Annotated in this window: 6 protein-coding genes, 2 tRNA genes, 3 rRNA genes and 1 pseudogene (1 of these 12 running past the window's edge); 11 read left to right on the plus strand and 1 reads right to left on the minus strand. The window is 61.2% G+C overall.

Annotation, left to right across the window (positions count from 1 at the left end):
* The 11 genes from D8767_RS04700 to D8767_RS04750 form a co-directional block, all read left to right on the plus strand.
* Window positions 1-31 (plus strand): 16S ribosomal RNA (locus D8767_RS04700); it begins 1506 nt to the left of the window's first position.
* A gap of 85 nt (window positions 32-116) precedes the next feature.
* Window positions 117-193: transfer RNA gene (locus D8767_RS04705), tRNA-Ile, on the plus strand.
* Window positions 194-217: 24 nt separating this feature from the next.
* Window positions 218-293, plus strand: a tRNA-Ala gene (locus D8767_RS04710).
* A 243-nt stretch (window positions 294-536) separates the two neighbouring features.
* Window positions 537-3429 (plus strand): 23S ribosomal RNA (locus tag D8767_RS04715).
* Window positions 3430-3562: 133 nt separating this feature from the next.
* Window positions 3563-3678: ribosomal RNA gene (gene rrf, locus D8767_RS04720) — 5S ribosomal RNA — on the plus strand.
* Together the 16S, 23S and 5S rRNA genes with 2 tRNA genes alongside form the textbook arrangement of a ribosomal RNA operon.
* Before the next feature lie 150 nt (window positions 3679-3828).
* Window positions 3829-7308: an exodeoxyribonuclease V subunit gamma gene (gene recC / locus D8767_RS04725; protein WP_028699846.1), complete on the plus strand. Its 3480-nt coding sequence runs from the start codon at window positions 3829-3831 to the stop codon at window positions 7306-7308.
* Window positions 7305-10979 carry an exodeoxyribonuclease V subunit beta gene (gene recB, locus D8767_RS04730; protein WP_121757801.1) on the plus strand — a complete coding sequence of 1225 codons (3675 nt, stop codon included), beginning with the start codon at window positions 7305-7307 and terminating at the stop codon, window positions 10977-10979. The genes recC and recB overlap by 4 nt, the downstream gene beginning before the upstream one ends.
* Window positions 10976-13051 (plus strand): exodeoxyribonuclease V subunit alpha, encoded by a 2076-nt coding sequence (gene recD / locus D8767_RS04735; RefSeq protein ID WP_028699848.1) that lies wholly within the window; start codon window positions 10976-10978, stop codon window positions 13049-13051. The genes recB and recD overlap by 4 nt, the downstream gene beginning before the upstream one ends.
* A gap of 100 nt (window positions 13052-13151) precedes the next feature.
* A complete protein-coding gene (locus D8767_RS04740; protein ID WP_016713422.1) occupies window positions 13152-13718 on the plus strand; it encodes a YfiR family protein in 567 nt (188 codons plus the stop codon).
* Window positions 13715-14986: a diguanylate cyclase domain-containing protein gene (locus D8767_RS04745; protein ID WP_016713423.1), complete on the plus strand. Its 1272-nt coding sequence runs from the start codon at window positions 13715-13717 to the stop codon at window positions 14984-14986. The genes D8767_RS04740 and D8767_RS04745 overlap by 4 nt, the downstream gene beginning before the upstream one ends.
* A 4-nt stretch (window positions 14987-14990) precedes the next feature.
* Entirely contained in the window at window positions 14991-15482 is a 492-nt protein-coding gene (locus D8767_RS04750; protein ID WP_016713424.1) for an OmpA family protein, read from the plus strand.
* A gap of 30 nt (window positions 15483-15512) precedes the next feature.
* On the opposite strand, the pseudogene D8767_RS04755 reads toward D8767_RS04750, so the two are convergent.
* A pseudogene (locus D8767_RS04755) lies at window positions 15513-15650 on the minus strand (LysR family transcriptional regulator); the annotation flags it as partial.
* Window positions 15651-15663: the final 13 nt, after the last annotated feature.

Raw genomic sequence — 15663 nt, forward strand, 5'->3', positions numbered from 1 at the left:
TAGGGGAACCTGCGGCTGGATCACCTCCTTAATCGACGACATCAGCCTGCTGATGAGCTCCCACACGAATTGCTTGATTCATTGTAAAAGACGATGCTGTAACGCAACCCTGTTATAGGTCTGTAGCTCAGTTGGTTAGAGCGCACCCCTGATAAGGGTGAGGTCGGCAGTTCAAATCTGCCCAGACCTACCATTACATGGTTAAGCCGTAGAATACGGGGCCATAGCTCAGCTGGGAGAGCGCCTGCCTTGCACGCAGGAGGTCAGCGGTTCGATCCCGCTTGGCTCCACCACTTACGCAGTAACAGTTCATTGTCAGAACTTAGAAATGAGCATTCAATTTGAATGTTGATTTCTGACTTTTGTCAGATCGTTCTTTAAAAATTCGGATATGTGATAGATATAGACTGATGACCAGTTTCACTGCTGGAAATCAGGCTAAGGTAAAATTTGTGAGTTCTGCTCAGCAATGAGCGAAATGCGAATTTTCGGCGAATGTCGTCTTCACAGTATAACCAGATTGCTTGGGGTTATATGGTCAAGTGAAGAAGCGCATACGGTGGATGCCTTGGCAGTCAGAGGCGATGAAAGACGTGGTAGCCTGCGATAAGCTTTGGGGAGTCGGCAAACAGACTGTGATCCAGAGATCTCTGAATGGGGGAACCCACTCAGCATAAGCTGAGTATCTTGTACTGAATACATAGGTGCAAGAGGCGAACCAGGGGAACTGAAACATCTAAGTACCCTGAGGAAAAGAAATCAACCGAGATTCCCTTAGTAGTGGCGAGCGAACGGGGACCAGCCCTTAAGTTGATTTGAGATTAGTGGAACGCTCTGGAAAGTGCGGCCATAGTGGGTGATAGCCCCGTACACGAAAATCTCTTGTCAATGAAATCGAGTAGGACGGAGCACGAGAAACTTTGTCTGAATATGGGGGGACCATCCTCCAAGGCTAAATACTACTGACTGACCGATAGTGAACCAGTACCGTGAGGGAAAGGCGAAAAGAACCCCGGAGAGGGGAGTGAAATAGAACCTGAAACCGTATGCGTACAAGCAGTGGGAGCCTACTTTGTTAGGTGACTGCGTACCTTTTGTATAATGGGTCAGCGACTTATATTCAGTGGCGAGCTTAACCGAATAGGGGAGGCGTAGCGAAAGCGAGTCTTAATAGGGCGTTTAGTCGCTGGGTATAGACCCGAAACCGGGCGATCTATCCATGGGCAGGTTGAAGGTTAGGTAACACTGACTGGAGGACCGAACCGACTACCGTTGAAAAGTTAGCGGATGACCTGTGGATCGGAGTGAAAGGCTAATCAAGCTCGGAGATAGCTGGTTCTCCTCGAAAGCTATTTAGGTAGCGCCTCATGTATCACTGTAGGGGGTAGAGCACTGTTTCGGCTAGGGGGTCATCCCGACTTACCAAACCGATGCAAACTCCGAATACCTACAAGTGCCGAGCATGGGAGACACACGGCGGGTGCTAACGTCCGTCGTGAAAAGGGAAACAACCCAGACCGTCAGCTAAGGTCCCAAAGTCATGGTTAAGTGGGAAACGATGTGGGAAGGCTTAGACAGCTAGGAGGTTGGCTTAGAAGCAGCCACCCTTTAAAGAAAGCGTAATAGCTCACTAGTCGAGTCGGCCTGCGCGGAAGATGTAACGGGGCTCAAACCATGCACCGAAGCTACGGGTATCATCTTATGATGATGCGGTAGAGGAGCGTTCTGTAAGCCTGTGAAGGTGAGTTGAGAAGCTTGCTGGAGGTATCAGAAGTGCGAATGCTGACATGAGTAACGACAATGCGAGTGAAAAACTCGCACGCCGAAAGACCAAGGTTTCCTGCGCAACGTTAATCGACGCAGGGTTAGTCGGTCCCTAAGGCGAGGCTGAAAAGCGTAGTCGATGGAAAACAGGTTAATATTCCTGTACTTCCAGTTATTGCGATGGAGGGACGGAGAAGGTTAGGCCAGCCTGGCGTTGGTTGTCCAGGTTTAAGGTGGTAGGCTGAAATCTTAGGCAAATCCGGGATTTCAAGGCCGAGAGCTGATGACGAGTTGCCTTTAGGCGACGAAGTGGTTGATACCATGCTTCCAAGAAAAGCTCCTAAGCTTCAGATAACTGGGAACCGTACCCCAAACCGACACAGGTGGTTAGGTAGAGAATACCAAGGCGCTTGAGAGAACTCGGGTGAAGGAACTAGGCAAAATGGCACCGTAACTTCGGGAGAAGGTGCGCCGGCGAGGGTGAAGGACTTGCTCCGTAAGCTCATGCCGGTCGAAGATACCAGGCCGCTGCGACTGTTTATTAAAAACACAGCACTCTGCAAACACGAAAGTGGACGTATAGGGTGTGACGCCTGCCCGGTGCCGGAAGGTTAATTGATGGGGTTAGCGCAAGCGAAGCTCTTGATCGAAGCCCCGGTAAACGGCGGCCGTAACTATAACGGTCCTAAGGTAGCGAAATTCCTTGTCGGGTAAGTTCCGACCTGCACGAATGGCGTAACGATGGCGGCGCTGTCTCCACCCGAGACTCAGTGAAATTGAAATCGCTGTGAAGATGCAGTGTATCCGCGGCTAGACGGAAAGACCCCGTGAACCTTTACTATAGCTTTGCACTGGACTTTGAATTTGCTTGTGTAGGATAGGTGGGAGGCTTTGAAGTGGGGACGCCAGTTCTCATGGAGCCATCCTTGAAATACCACCCTGGCAACTTTGAGGTTCTAACTCAGGTCCGTTATCCGGATCGAGGACAGTGTATGGTGGGTAGTTTGACTGGGGCGGTCTCCTCCCAAAGAGTAACGGAGGAGTACGAAGGTGCGCTCAGACCGGTCGGAAATCGGTCGTAGAGTATAAAGGCAAAAGCGCGCTTGACTGCGAGACAAACACGTCGAGCAGGTACGAAAGTAGGTCTTAGTGATCCGGTGGTTCTGTATGGAAGGGCCATCGCTCAACGGATAAAAGGTACTCCGGGGATAACAGGCTGATACCGCCCAAGAGTTCATATCGACGGCGGTGTTTGGCACCTCGATGTCGGCTCATCACATCCTGGGGCTGAAGCCGGTCCCAAGGGTATGGCTGTTCGCCATTTAAAGTGGTACGCGAGCTGGGTTTAGAACGTCGTGAGACAGTTCGGTCCCTATCTGCCGTGGACGTTTGAGATTTGAGAGGGGCTGCTCCTAGTACGAGAGGACCGGAGTGGACGAACCTCTGGTGTTCCGGTTGTCACGCCAGTGGCATTGCCGGGTAGCTATGTTCGGAAGAGATAACCGCTGAAAGCATCTAAGCGGGAAACTTGCCTCAAGATGAGATCTCACTGGGATCTTGAATCCCCTAAAGGGCCGTCGAAGACTACGACGTTGATAGGTTGGGTGTGTAAGCGCTGTGAGGCGTTGAGCTAACCAATACTAATTGCCCGTGAGGCTTGACCATATAACACCCAAGCAATTTGCGCGTAAGCCGAATTGTGGTGGTGAAGACGAAAGACCCGAAAGTTCGCAACATCACAAATATCGCATATCCGAATTGGCCAAGAGTGTTCACGAACATTCTGGCAACAGAATTTCTTGACGACCATAGAGCATTGGAACCACCTGATCCCATCCCGAACTCAGTAGTGAAACGATGCATCGCCGATGGTAGTGTGGGGTTTCCCCATGTGAGAGTAGGTCATCGTCAAGATTAATTTCGCAAAACCCCTATCTGCGCATGCAGGTAGGGGTTTTGTCTTTTCCGGCCAGGAAAAGATTTGTCTCCAAGCGTGCCACGGTCCGTGCCACGCCCCGTGATATGGTTCCGCATCTGAACCAACTGCCTTCCAGGGAATGCTCAATGGCTATTACCACGCTCAACCCAGGTTTCATGATCGTCCACGGCAACCGCCTCGATGACCTACGCAGCCTGGTGGTGAGCTGGATGCGCCGTTACCCCTTGGCACCTTTGGAAAACGAAATCGCCCTTGTCCAAAGCAATGGTATCGCCCAATGGCTCAAACTGGCCCTGGCTGAAGACCCGCTGGAAAATGACCTGGGTGGCTGCGGCATCGCTGCCGCAATCGATGTGCAACTGCCTGGCAGCTTCATGTGGCAGCTGTACCGCAGCGTGCTGGGCCACGACGAAATTCCCGAAGTATCCCTGCTCGACAAGGCCCCACTGACCTGGCGCCTGATGCGCCTGCTGCCAGCCTTGATAGAGCGCCCGCATTTCGAGCCGCTGCAGCGCTTCCTCAATGACGACAGCGACCTGCGCAAGCGCTACCAGCTTGCCGAGCGGCTGGCCGACCTGTTCGACCAGTACCAGGTTTACCGCGCCGACTGGCTCAAGGACTGGGCTGCTGGCAATCACATCCTCAATACTGCCCGTGGTGAGCGCAAAGCCCTGCCGCCGGGCAACCGCTGGCAAGCCGAGTTGTGGCGAGCATTGTTGGAGGATGTTGGTGAGCAGGGCATGGCGCAAAGCCGCGCCGGGGTACATCAGCGCTTCACCGAGCGCATCAACAATCTGGAACAGGCACCTGCGGGGCTGCCACCGCGGGTGATCGTGTTTGGCATTTCCTCGTTGCCTGCGCAGGCCCTGGAAGCACTGGCAGGCCTGGCGCGCTTTAGCCAGGTATTGCTGTGCGTGCACAACCCCTGCCGCCACCACTGGGCCGACATCGTTGCCGACAAGGACCTGTTGCGCCACCAGTACAGGCGCCAGCAACGCAAACAGGGCATGCCCCTGCAACTGGACGACCAGTCGCTGCACCAGCATGCTCATCCTTTGTTGGCCGCCTGGGGCAAACAGGGCCGTGACTACATCAACCTGCTCGACAGCTATGACGACCCGGGCAGCTACCAGGGTGCGTTCAGCGATGGGCGCATCGACCTGTTCAGCGACGGCTCGCCTACCACGTTGCTCAACCAGTTGCAGGACGACATTCTTGAACTACGCCCGCTCGCCGAAACCCGCGAGCTGTGGCAACCAGTCGATCCAGGCAAAGACCGCTCGATCCGCTTCCACATTGCACACAGCCCGCAACGCGAGGTGGAGATTCTCCATGACCAGCTGCTGGCCCGCTTTAGCGCCGACCCTACGTTGCGCCCGCGTGACGTAATCGTCATGCTGCCAGCCATCGACACTTACGCGCCGCATATTCGCGCCGTGTTCGGCCAGTTGCAGCGCAATGACCCGCGCTACATCCCCTTCACGCTCACCGACCAAGGCCAGCGTGGGCGTGAGCCTTTACTGATTGCCCTTGAACACCTGCTCAAACTGCCGGATAGCCGCTTCGCGGTCAGCGAAGTGCTCGACCTGCTGGACGTCCCGGCAGTCCGTGCCCGCTTCGGTATCCGCGAAAACGACTTGCCTACGCTGCACCGCTGGATCGAGGGTGCCGGTATTCGTTGGGGCCTCAACGCCGAGCAGCGGGCCAGCCTGGGTTTGCCCGCCGGGCTTGAACAGAACAGTTGGCGCTTCGGCCTGCGGCGCATGCTGCTGGGCTATGCCGTAGGTGTGGGAGAGGCCTGCGATGGCATCGAGCCCTACGATGAAATCGGAGGCCTGGACGCAGCACTGATCGGTCCGCTGGTCGCACTGCTCGATGCACTCGACGTCGCTTGCCAGGCGTTTTCCGAGCCTGCCACTGTCAGTCAGTGGGGGGAGCGCCTGCACGCCTTGCTGCAGGTATTCTTCCTCGCCGAGGATGAGCACGACGAATTCCTGCTGATGCAGCTACAGGACCTGCGCGATGGCTGGCTTGAAGTGTGCGAGGCTGTTGGGCTGAATGACCCGTTGCCGCTGACCGTGGTGCGTGAAGCCTGGCTGTCAGGCCTCGACCAGGGCAAGCTGTCGCAACGCTTCCTCGCCGGGTCGGTCAACTTCTGCACCCTCATGCCCATGCGCGCCATCCCGTTCCGCGTAGTCTGCCTGCTGGGCATGAACGATGGCGACTACCCGCGCGCCCAGCAACCACTGGACTTCGACCTGATGGCCAGCGATTACCGCCCCGGTGACCGCTCACGCCGCGAAGACGACCGTTACCTGCTGCTCGAAGCGCTGCTGTCGGCACGTGACCAACTGTATGTCAGCTGGGTCGGGCGCAGTATTCGCGACAACAGCGAGCGCCCGGCCTCGGTACTGATCGGCCAGTTGCGCGATCACATCGCTGCGGGCTGGCAGTTGACCGGCACCGAGCAAGGGCAACCCGCGGAGCCGGGCGAGCAACTGCTGCACGCACTGACCCTGGAGCACCCACTGCAGCCGTTCAGCCCCCGCTATTTCCAGAAGGGTAGCCCGCTGTTCAGTTTTGCCCACGAATGGCAGGTGCTGCACCAGCAAGGCGAAGAGCAAGAGCAGGGCGACCCAGGCTTGCCACCTTATTTCGACGATGAAGCCCTGAGCCTGACCCAGCTGAATGACTTCCTGCGTCACCCGGTACGGCACTTCTTCAGCCAGCGTTTGAAGGTGTACTTCGAAGCATTGGAGGCGCCGACCCCGGACGAAGAACCCTTTGTCCTCGATACCCTGCAACGCTACGGTGCCAGTGAGAGCCTGCTCGGCGCCGCTCTGGCCGAGCCGGGCAATGCCGAACAGGCCCTGCAGGCCCAGGCCCGGCGCCTGCAAGCCTGCGGTTTGTTGCCACTGGCCGGCTTCGGCGAGCTACTGCAACACGAGCTGATCGAACCGCTACCCGACCTGCTGCAACGTCACCAGCAGTTGCTGCAACGCTGGCCACAGCTGGTCGAGGGCGCTTTGCCGGTGCATTTCGAGCACGGCCAGCACCGGCTCGAAGGCTGGCTGGGCCGTGTGTTCCAGGCGGATGACCAGAGCCTGCTCAGCATCACCACCGTACCCAACACCATCAGTGCCGGGCGCAACAACCTCAAGTGGCACCGCCTGATTGCCCCTTGGGTCACGCACTTGGCCGCCTGTGCGGCAGGCTACCCCTATAACAGTGCACTGGTAGCCAGTGACCTGACCCTGTTGCTTGCACCGCTGCCGCCCGAGCTGGCCACGCAACTGTTGGGCGATTTGCTGGTGGCCCGTCAGGCAGGGATGAATGCGCCTCTGCCCGTTGCAGCCAAAACCGCGTTTGCATGGTTGGCCCAGGACGAGGCCGACAAGGCCCTGGCCGCCGCAGCCCGCGCCTACGAAGGCGACGAGCGCACCAGCTTTGGCGAGCGTGGTGAAAGCATTGCCCTGGCTCGCCAGTTCCGTGACTTTGCCGCACTCACCGCTGACGAAACCTTCGAAGGCTGGTGCGAAACCTTGTACCGCCCGTTATTCACCGCCCCTTGGCAGACCTTGGGCAATCCGGAGAAAGGCGTATGACCCAGGTCCGTCCCTTGGCACTGAGTTTCCCCCTGCACGGCAGCCAGCTGATCGAGGCCAGCGCCGGTACGGGCAAGACCTTCACCATTTCGGCGCTGTACCTGCGCCTGATCCTCGGCCACGGTGGCGAACAGGGCTTCGAGCGCGAGCTGCTACCACCGCAAATCCTCGTGGTGACCTTCACCGACGCTGCCACCAAAGAGCTGCGCGAGCGCATTCGTGCCCGCCTGGCTGAGGCTGCACGGTTTTTCCGTGGTGAACTGGAAGGCGCCGACCCGTTGTTGCATCAACTGCGTGACGATTATCCACAAGAGGCCTGGCCGCGGTGTGCCGGCCGCCTGGAAATCGCTGTGCAGTGGATGGACGAAGCGGCGGTATCGACCATCCATGGCTGGTGCCAGCGCATGCTCCGCGAGCATGCCTTCGACAGTGGCAGCCTGTTCACCCAGACCCTGGAAACCGACCACAGCGAGCTGCTGGGCCAGGTGATGCGCGATTACTGGCGGCGTTTCTGCTACGGCATGCACGGTGATGCGCTGGCCTGGGTCCGCAGCAACTGGGGGAGCCCCGATGCCTTGCTGCCGCGCATCCGCCCGCTGTTTGGCCGCATACGCGCTCAGCACGACGGGCCAGAGCCCGCCGCGTTGATCCAGGCGTCACTGCAGCAACGTGACCAACAGCTGGCTCGGCTAAAGGCGCCGTGGGCGCAGTGGGCCGAAGAGCTGCGCCAAATCTGCCGCGATGCACTGGCCGCCAAGCAGGTTGACGGCCGCAAGATGCAGGCCCGTTACTTCGAACCTTGGTTCGACAAACTTTGCGCCTGGGCTGCCGATGAGCATCTGGTGGAGCTCGACCTGGGTACCGGCTTCACCCGACTCACCCCGGCGGGCATGGCTGAAGCCTGGAAGGGCGAACCGCCCGACCACCCGGCCCTCGACGCCATGCAGACGCTGCAACAGCAATTGCAGGCCTTGGACAAACCAGATGCGCCGTTGCTTGAGCATGCTGCCGGCTGGGTATCGGCGCGATTCGAAGTGGAGAAGCGCCGCCGTGCGGAAATGGGCTTCGACGACATGCTCCTGCGCCTGCAGCACGCCCTGGCCAGCGAGGCCGGTGAGCGCCTGGCCAGCCTGATTCGCGAGCAGTTTCCGGTTGCGCTGATCGACGAATTCCAAGACACCGACCCGGTGCAGTACGGTATTTTCGAGCGCATTTACCATATCAGCGAAAACCGTGCACAAACCGGCCTGTTCATGATCGGTGACCCCAAGCAGGCGATTTACGCCTTCCGGGGTGCCGACATTTACACCTACCTTGCTGCGCGGCGCGCCACCAGCGGCCGCTTGCACAGCCTGGACACCAACTACCGCTCCAGCAAAGCCATGGTTGCGGCGGTCAACCAGGTATTCCTGCAGGCCGAGGCGCGTGAAACGGGGCGGGGTGCATTCCTGTTCCGCGAGGCCGATGACAACCCGTTACCGTTCATCGAGGTGCATGCCAAGGGCCGTGGCGAACAGCTGCTGATTGGCGGTGAAGCCAGCGCAGCCCTGCAATGCTGGCAGCTAGAGAGCGAAGAGCCGGTGTCCAGCAGCGTCTACCGCCAGCAACTGGCCGCCAGCTGCGCCAGCCATATCGTCGCCTTGCTCAACGGTGGCCAGCAGGGCACGGCGGGCTTCCAGAATGCCGAGGGCGAATTGCGCCCCTGCCTGCCTTCGGACATCGCCATCCTGGTGCGTGATGGCCATGAAGCACAGATGGTCCGCGCCGAGCTGGCCGCGCGTGATGTGCGCAGCGTGTACCTGTCCGACAAGGACTCGGTGTTCGCCGCCCAGGAAGCCCACGACCTGCTGGCCTGGCTCAAGGCCTGCGCCGAGCCAGACTCGGAACGCCTGCTCAAGGCCGCACTGGCCAGCCTCACACTGGGCCTGTCGCTGGCCGAACTGGACCGGCTGAACCAGGACGAGCGGGTCTGGGAAGGCTGGGTCATGCGTTTTCGCCTTTACCGCGACACCTGGCAGCGCCAAGGGGTGCTACCGATGTTGCGCCACCTGCTGCATGACTTCCATCTGCCGCGCACGCTGATTCGCCGCAGTGATGGCGAGCGGGTGCTGACCAACCTGCTGCACCTGGCCGAGCTGTTGCAACAGGCCGCAGGCGAGCTGGACGGTGAGCAGGCGTTGATCCGCCACTTGGCCGAGCACCTGGCCAGTTCCGGGCAGGCCGGTGAAGAACAGATCCTGCGCCTGGAGAGCGACGAACAGCTGGTCAAGGTGGTAACGATCCACAAGTCCAAGGGCCTGGAATATCCCCTGGTCTATCTGCCGTTCATCTGCATTAGCAAACCCGTCGACGGTACCCGACTGCCGTTGGCCTGGCATGACAGCGACGGTAATGCCCACCTCACACTCACGCCGAACCAGGAGCAGATCGAGCGCGCCGATGACGAGCGCCTGGCCGAAGACCTGCGCCTGCTCTACGTAGCCCTGACCCGGGCACAGTATGCTTGCTGGCTGGGTGTTGCCGACCTCAAGCGTGGCAACCAGAAGCGTTCGCAGCTGCACCGCTCGGCATTTGGCTACCTGCTGGGGGGCGGCCTTGCTCTGGCCGAATCGACGCAGTTGACGGGCTGGTTGCAGGCGCTGGCGGCGACGTGCCCGCACATCACCTGCCCGGGGCTGCCGCAGGCGGATGAGCAGGTGTATCGCATGCCCCATGCCGAGCGTGAGCTGCTGCCTGCACGCAAGCCTCGCCGCGCAGCAGCCGAGCATTGGTGGATCGCGTCGTACAGCGCCCTGCGCGTCGGCGACCAGACCCTCGGCGCCGACAGCTCGCAGGCCCAGCAATTGCTGGATGACGAGGTGCTCGATGCCCAGGTGTTGCGCGAGGTCCCGCCCGACAGCGGCGATATCCACCGCTTTCCACGGGGGCCGAACCCGGGCACCTTCCTCCATGGCCTGCTGGAATGGGCAGGGCGCGAGGGCTTCAGCCAGGTCACCGGCAACTCGCAGCTGATCGAGCGAATCGTTGGCCAGCGATGCAACCGCCGTGACTGGACCGGGTGGATTCCCACCCTCACCCAGTGGCTGCAACGCTTGTTGAACGAGCCGCTGCCGTTGCCGGGCAACGACCTGAGTGTAACGCTCGGTCAGTTGCGCCATTACCAGATCGAAATGGAGTTCTGGTTCGCCAGCCATCAGGTCGACGCCGAACAACTCGACCGCCTGGTCGCTCGCCACACCCATCCTGGGCTGGCACGCCCGGCAGCGCAGCCAACCGTGCTCAACGGCATGTTCAAAGGCTTCATCGACCTGGCGTTCGAGCTGGACGGGCGGTACTACGTGACCGACTACAAGTCCAACTGGCTGGGCCCGGACATCCAGGCCTACGACACAATGGCCATGGAGAAGTCCATCGTCGAGCACCGCTACGACCTGCAGTACGTGCTGTACCTGCTGGCCTTGCACCGCCAGCTACGCGCACGCCTGCCGGATTACGATTACGACCGCCATGTCGGTGGCGCCCTGTTCATCTTCCTGCGAGGCGCCAGCAGCAGCGGCCACGGCGTGTACCACGCCAAGCCACCGCGTGAGCTGATTGAACGCCTGGATGCGCTGTTCCGTGGCGAGCGCGCGCCCGCACAGCAGGACCTGTTAGCCGGAGTCGCGCCATGAGCCGAAGCCTACTCGACCTTTTGCCCACCCCACTGCACGCCGAGCACCTGTTGGCGCTGGCACCTCAGCATGACAGCGGTGACCTGCTGCAACTGCTCGACCGCTGGGTAGAGCGGGGCTGGCTGCGTGCCCTGGACCGTGCATTCGTGTCGTTCCTTGAAGAGCGCGCCCCTGGCAGTGACCCCTTGCTGTTGCTGGCGGCAGCGTTGGCCAGCCACCAACTGGGCCATGGCCATGTGTGCCTCGATTTGCAGCAAACCCTGGCCGAGCCCGACTTTGCACTGTCGCTGCCACCGGAAGGCGACGCCTTGACTGGCCCTCTGCTGTTACCCTCGCAGCTGCTGGCCAACCTCGACTTGAATGCCTGGCGCCAGCGCATCGCCGCCAGCTCGCTGGTGGCACTCGGCGATAACCCAGGCCAGCAAGCGCGGCCGCTGGTGCTCAGCGGCGAGCGCCTGTACCTGCGCCGTTACTGGCGCTACGAGCGGCGCATCGACCATACCCTGCGCCAGCGCCTGACCCAAGCCGAAGCGCCGCTGACCGACCTGTCAGATCGCCTGGCGCAGCTGTTCGCGGGCGGGGCGCCAGCAGGACAGGTGGACTGGCAGAAGCTTGCGTGTGCGCTGGCCACCCGTGCCGGTTTCAGCATCATCACGGGCGGCCCCGGCACGGGTAAAACCACGACCGTCGTGCGCCTGCTGGCCTTGCTTCAGGGGCCGGCGGTGGAGCTGGGCAGGCCGCTGCGCATACGCCTGGCCGCACCGACCGGCAAGGCTGCTGCGCGTCTGACCGAATCGATTGGCCAGCAAGTCGAGCGGCTGCAAGTCAGCGCCGAAGTCCGCAGGCAAATCCCCACTGATGTCAGCACCGTACACCGGCTGCTTGGCAGCCGCCCAGGCTCGCGGCACTTCCGCCACCATGCTGGCAACCCGTTGCCGCTGGACGTGCTGGTGGTCGACGAGGCGTCGATGATCGACCTGGAAATGATGGCCAACCTGCTTGATGCCTTGCCGCCACGGGCACGCCTGGTGCTGCTGGGGGACAAGGACCAGTTAGCCTCCGTCGAGGCCGGCGCGGTGCTGGGAGATTTGTGCCGGGATGCCGAGGAAGGCTATTACTCGCCGGCAACCACCGCGTGGCTGGAGCAGGTTAGCGGCGAGTCGCTGGCCGGCAGCGGGCTCAAGGCCGGCGATGAGCAGCGTAACCCGCTGGCCCAGCAGGTGGTAATGCTGCGCTTTTCACGACGCTTCGGCGAAGGCAGCGGGATTGGTCAACTGGCCAGGCTGGTCAATCGCCAGGACGCTTACGCGGCACGCAACCTGCTGGCCACGCCACCGGAGGATGTGCACAGCCTGGCGCTCAAGCACGAGCAGGACCGTGCTTTTGACCGCCTGCTGCTCGACGGCCTGAACCGTGGTGCCGAAGGCCCGCAAGGCTATCGCAGCTACCTGCGCACCCTTGGCCGCTACAGGCCGGCACTCGAAACCGCATTTGACGACCCGGCATGGGAGCAGTGGGCGGGCAAGGTGCTGCACAGCTTCGAGGACTTCCAGTTGCTCTGCGCGGTGCGTCGCGGCGCCTGGGGTGTCGAAGGCCTCAACGAGCGGGTGGCGCGGGTGCTGCACAATGCCGGGCTGATCGACAGCCAGCAGCCCTGGTACGAAGGGCGCCCGGTGTTGGTGACCCGCAACGACTACGGCCTGGGCCTGATGAACGGTGACATCGGCATCGCCCTGCGCCTGCCGGATGAGCAAGGCGAGCCGCTGCTGCGCGTGGCTTTCCCGCGTAACGATGGCAGTGGCGGGGTGCGCTTCGTCCTGCCGAGCCGGCTTAACGAAGTGGAAACGGTATTCGCCATGACCGTGCACAAGTCCCAGGGCTCGGAGTTCAGCCACACCGCGCTGGTACTGCCGGATGCGCTCAACCCGGTGCTGACCAAGGAGCTGGTGTACACCGGCATTACCCGCGCCAAGCACTGCTTCAGCCTGGTCGAGCCACGCCAGGGCATTTTCGAAGAAGCGGTGGCACGTAAGGTACGGCGTATTTCCGGGTTGATGCTGGAGCAGGTCTAGGGGCATACAACCCGATGCACCTGGCCGCTCTTCCATACAAGGAAGCGGCTATGTGCTATCGTTGCGCCGATACCGGAAAGGACCCTAAGAGATTTCCCACATGAACGTGGCCGGGAGGCGAGCGCCAAACTGTGCACTTTCGCTGTTGCTGGCCGCCCTGTTCATTTCCATGGGCTGCGCCCGGGCAGATACCGCCACAACCACCGCCCAGGCCCAGCAACGCGCCAAGGCCGTGACCCAGGTCGTACTGGGTATCTTCAGCTATGCCCGCTGGCCGGTCGAACCCTCCCCCTTACGGCTGTGCCTGGTCGGCCCCACCGAGTATGCCGATGATCTGATCAAAGGCCATGTACAGGAGTCCGGCCGCCCGCTGCAGGTGCGGCGGCTGCTGGCAGAGGATACCCAGGTCGCCCAGGCCTGCGATGCCATCTACATTGGCAAGCTTGACCAGGGCGAGCGCGACAAACTGTTCGAGCGTATCAGCGGCCACCCGGTTCTGAGCATCAGCGAAGCGAACGACCCCTGTACGGTCGGCAGCCTGTTCTGCCTGCGGGTCAGCGACCAGCAAGTGGCCTTTGAAGTCAACCTGGATTCGGTGGCGCGTTCCGGCGTGCGCATCCACCCCAGCGTGCTGCAATTGTCGCGGCGCCGGGCGGTGCAGCCATGAAGCCGACCCGCAAGCAGGGCGTACGCCCGACCCTGCGCTCGGTGCTGGGCCGTGGCCACCTCAGCGTTGCCTTGCTCGCTGTAGGCCTGGCCGGCATTTCGCTTACGCTGCTGGGTGTGCTCGCCCTGCGCGTCTATGCCAATCACAACCTGCACCTGATCGCCCGCTCGATCAACTACACCGTTGAGGCGGCGGTGGTGTTCGATGACAGTGCTGCAGCCAACGAATCACTGGCGCTGATCGCCAGTAACGAGGAGGTGGCCGAGGCCAAGGTCTTCAATAACGAAGGCGAGCTGCTGGCGCACTGGCAACGCGGTGATACGGGCATGCTCGGCAAGCTCGAAGTGCAGGTGGCCACGGCCTTGCTGGATGAGCCGGTCAACTTGCCGATCCTGCACCAGCAACAAAAAGTCGGGCACACCGAACTGGTCGGCCAGGGCCGTAGCCTGCTGCTGTTCCTGCTCAGCGGTCTGGCCGGAATCCTGTTCTGCACGATACTCAGCGCTTTGGCTGCCCAGTATCTGTCGCGGCGCCTGCTCAGCAATATCACCCGCCCGCTGCGCGGCCTGGCCAGTGTCGCCCACGCCGCCCGCCGCGAGCGCAGCTTCGACCGGCGCGTACCGGAGGCGCCGATTGCCGAGCTCAACGAGCTGGGCAACGACTTCAATGCCCTGCTGGACGAACTGGAGGTGTGGCACAGCCACCTGCAGAACGAAAACCAGACCTTGGCTCACCAGGCTAGCCACGACAGCCTTACCGGCCTGCCCAACCGCGCCTTCTTCGAAGGGCGCCTGAACCGCAGTGTGCGCAATGCCGCGCGGCAGCGGGACCACCTAGCGCTTTTGTTCCTCGACAGCGACCACTTCAAGCAGATCAACGACACCCTTGGCCATGCCGTGGGCGACGAAGTGCTGATCAGCGTGGCCGACCGCGTGCGCGCCCAGCTGCGCGAGCACGACCTGGTGGCACGCCTGGGCGGTGACGAGTTCGCGGTGTTGCTGACACCTTTGCAGTCGCGCAAGGACGCCGAGCAGATTGCCGAGAAGATCGTGGCCAGCATGAAGCTGCCGGTGCAGCTGGACAGCGGCCGCAGCATTGCAACCTCACTGAGTGTCGGTATTGCCTATTACCCGGATGACGGCGCTGACCCCGCCAGTCTTCTCAATGCCGCCGATGCGGCGATGTACGAGGCCAAGCGTAAACGCCGTGGCCATTGGCAAGTGGCGCAGACGGAACGGTCCGCCAGTGAAATCAAGAACAGGAGTTGAACCCGTGATGCACGCTTTACGTTTCCCCCTTTGGGCCTTGTTGCTCGCCATGCTGGCGCTGACCGGTTGCCAGAGCGCACCCCCCAAGGGCCTTACCCCTGAACAGATTGCCGTACTCAAGCGCGAAGGCTTTACCCCCACCGATGAAGGCTGGGCCTACGACCTGTCCGGCAGAGTGCTGTTCGGCAGCGACCTGGACAGCCTCAACGGCCAGAGCCAGGCGATTGTCGAGCGCATTGGCAAGGCGCTGCTGGGTGTTGGCATCCAGGGCGTGCGGGTGGACGGGCATGCCGATTCGTCGGGCAAGGCGGCGTATAACCAGCAACTGTCCGAGCGCCGTGCCCAAAGCGTGGCCAAAGCGCTGGTCGGGGTGGGCATGCAGGCCCAGAACATACAGCGCCGTGGCCTGGGCAGCACCCAGCCAGTGGCAGACAACCGCACCAGCGCCGGGCGTACCGAAAACCGGCGTGTATCCATAGTGGTGGCGTCTTACTGACTGGTTATATCAGGGCGCAGAGCGCCCTGATCATTCCTGAGCAAAACTCATCTCCCGCGTTTCGCCCATCAACAACGGCGCGTTCGCCTCGGTCACCCCCCGGATGTAATCCCACAGCAGGGTAATCCGCTTCAACTTCCTCAAATCCTCCCGGCAATACATCCAGAACGACAAAGAGGGA

This window comes from Pseudomonas sp. LTGT-11-2Z (genome assembly GCF_003691445.1).
Classification (GTDB): Bacteria; Pseudomonadota; Gammaproteobacteria; order Pseudomonadales; family Pseudomonadaceae; genus Aquipseudomonas; species Aquipseudomonas monteilii.

Coding starts and splice junctions, on each gene's coding strand:
- recC (WP_028699846.1), top strand. CDS start 3,829: ATGGCTATTACCACGCTCAACCCAGGTTTCATGATCGTCCACGGCAAC.
- recB (WP_121757801.1), top strand. CDS start 7,305: ATGACCCAGGTCCGTCCCTTGGCACTGAGTTTCCCCCTGCACGGCAGC.
- recD (WP_028699848.1), top strand. CDS start 10,976: ATGAGCCGAAGCCTACTCGACCTTTTGCCCACCCCACTGCACGCCGAG.
- D8767_RS04740 (WP_016713422.1), top strand. CDS start 13,152: ATGAACGTGGCCGGGAGGCGAGCGCCAAACTGTGCACTTTCGCTGTTG.
- D8767_RS04745 (WP_016713423.1), top strand. CDS start 13,715: ATGAAGCCGACCCGCAAGCAGGGCGTACGCCCGACCCTGCGCTCGGTG.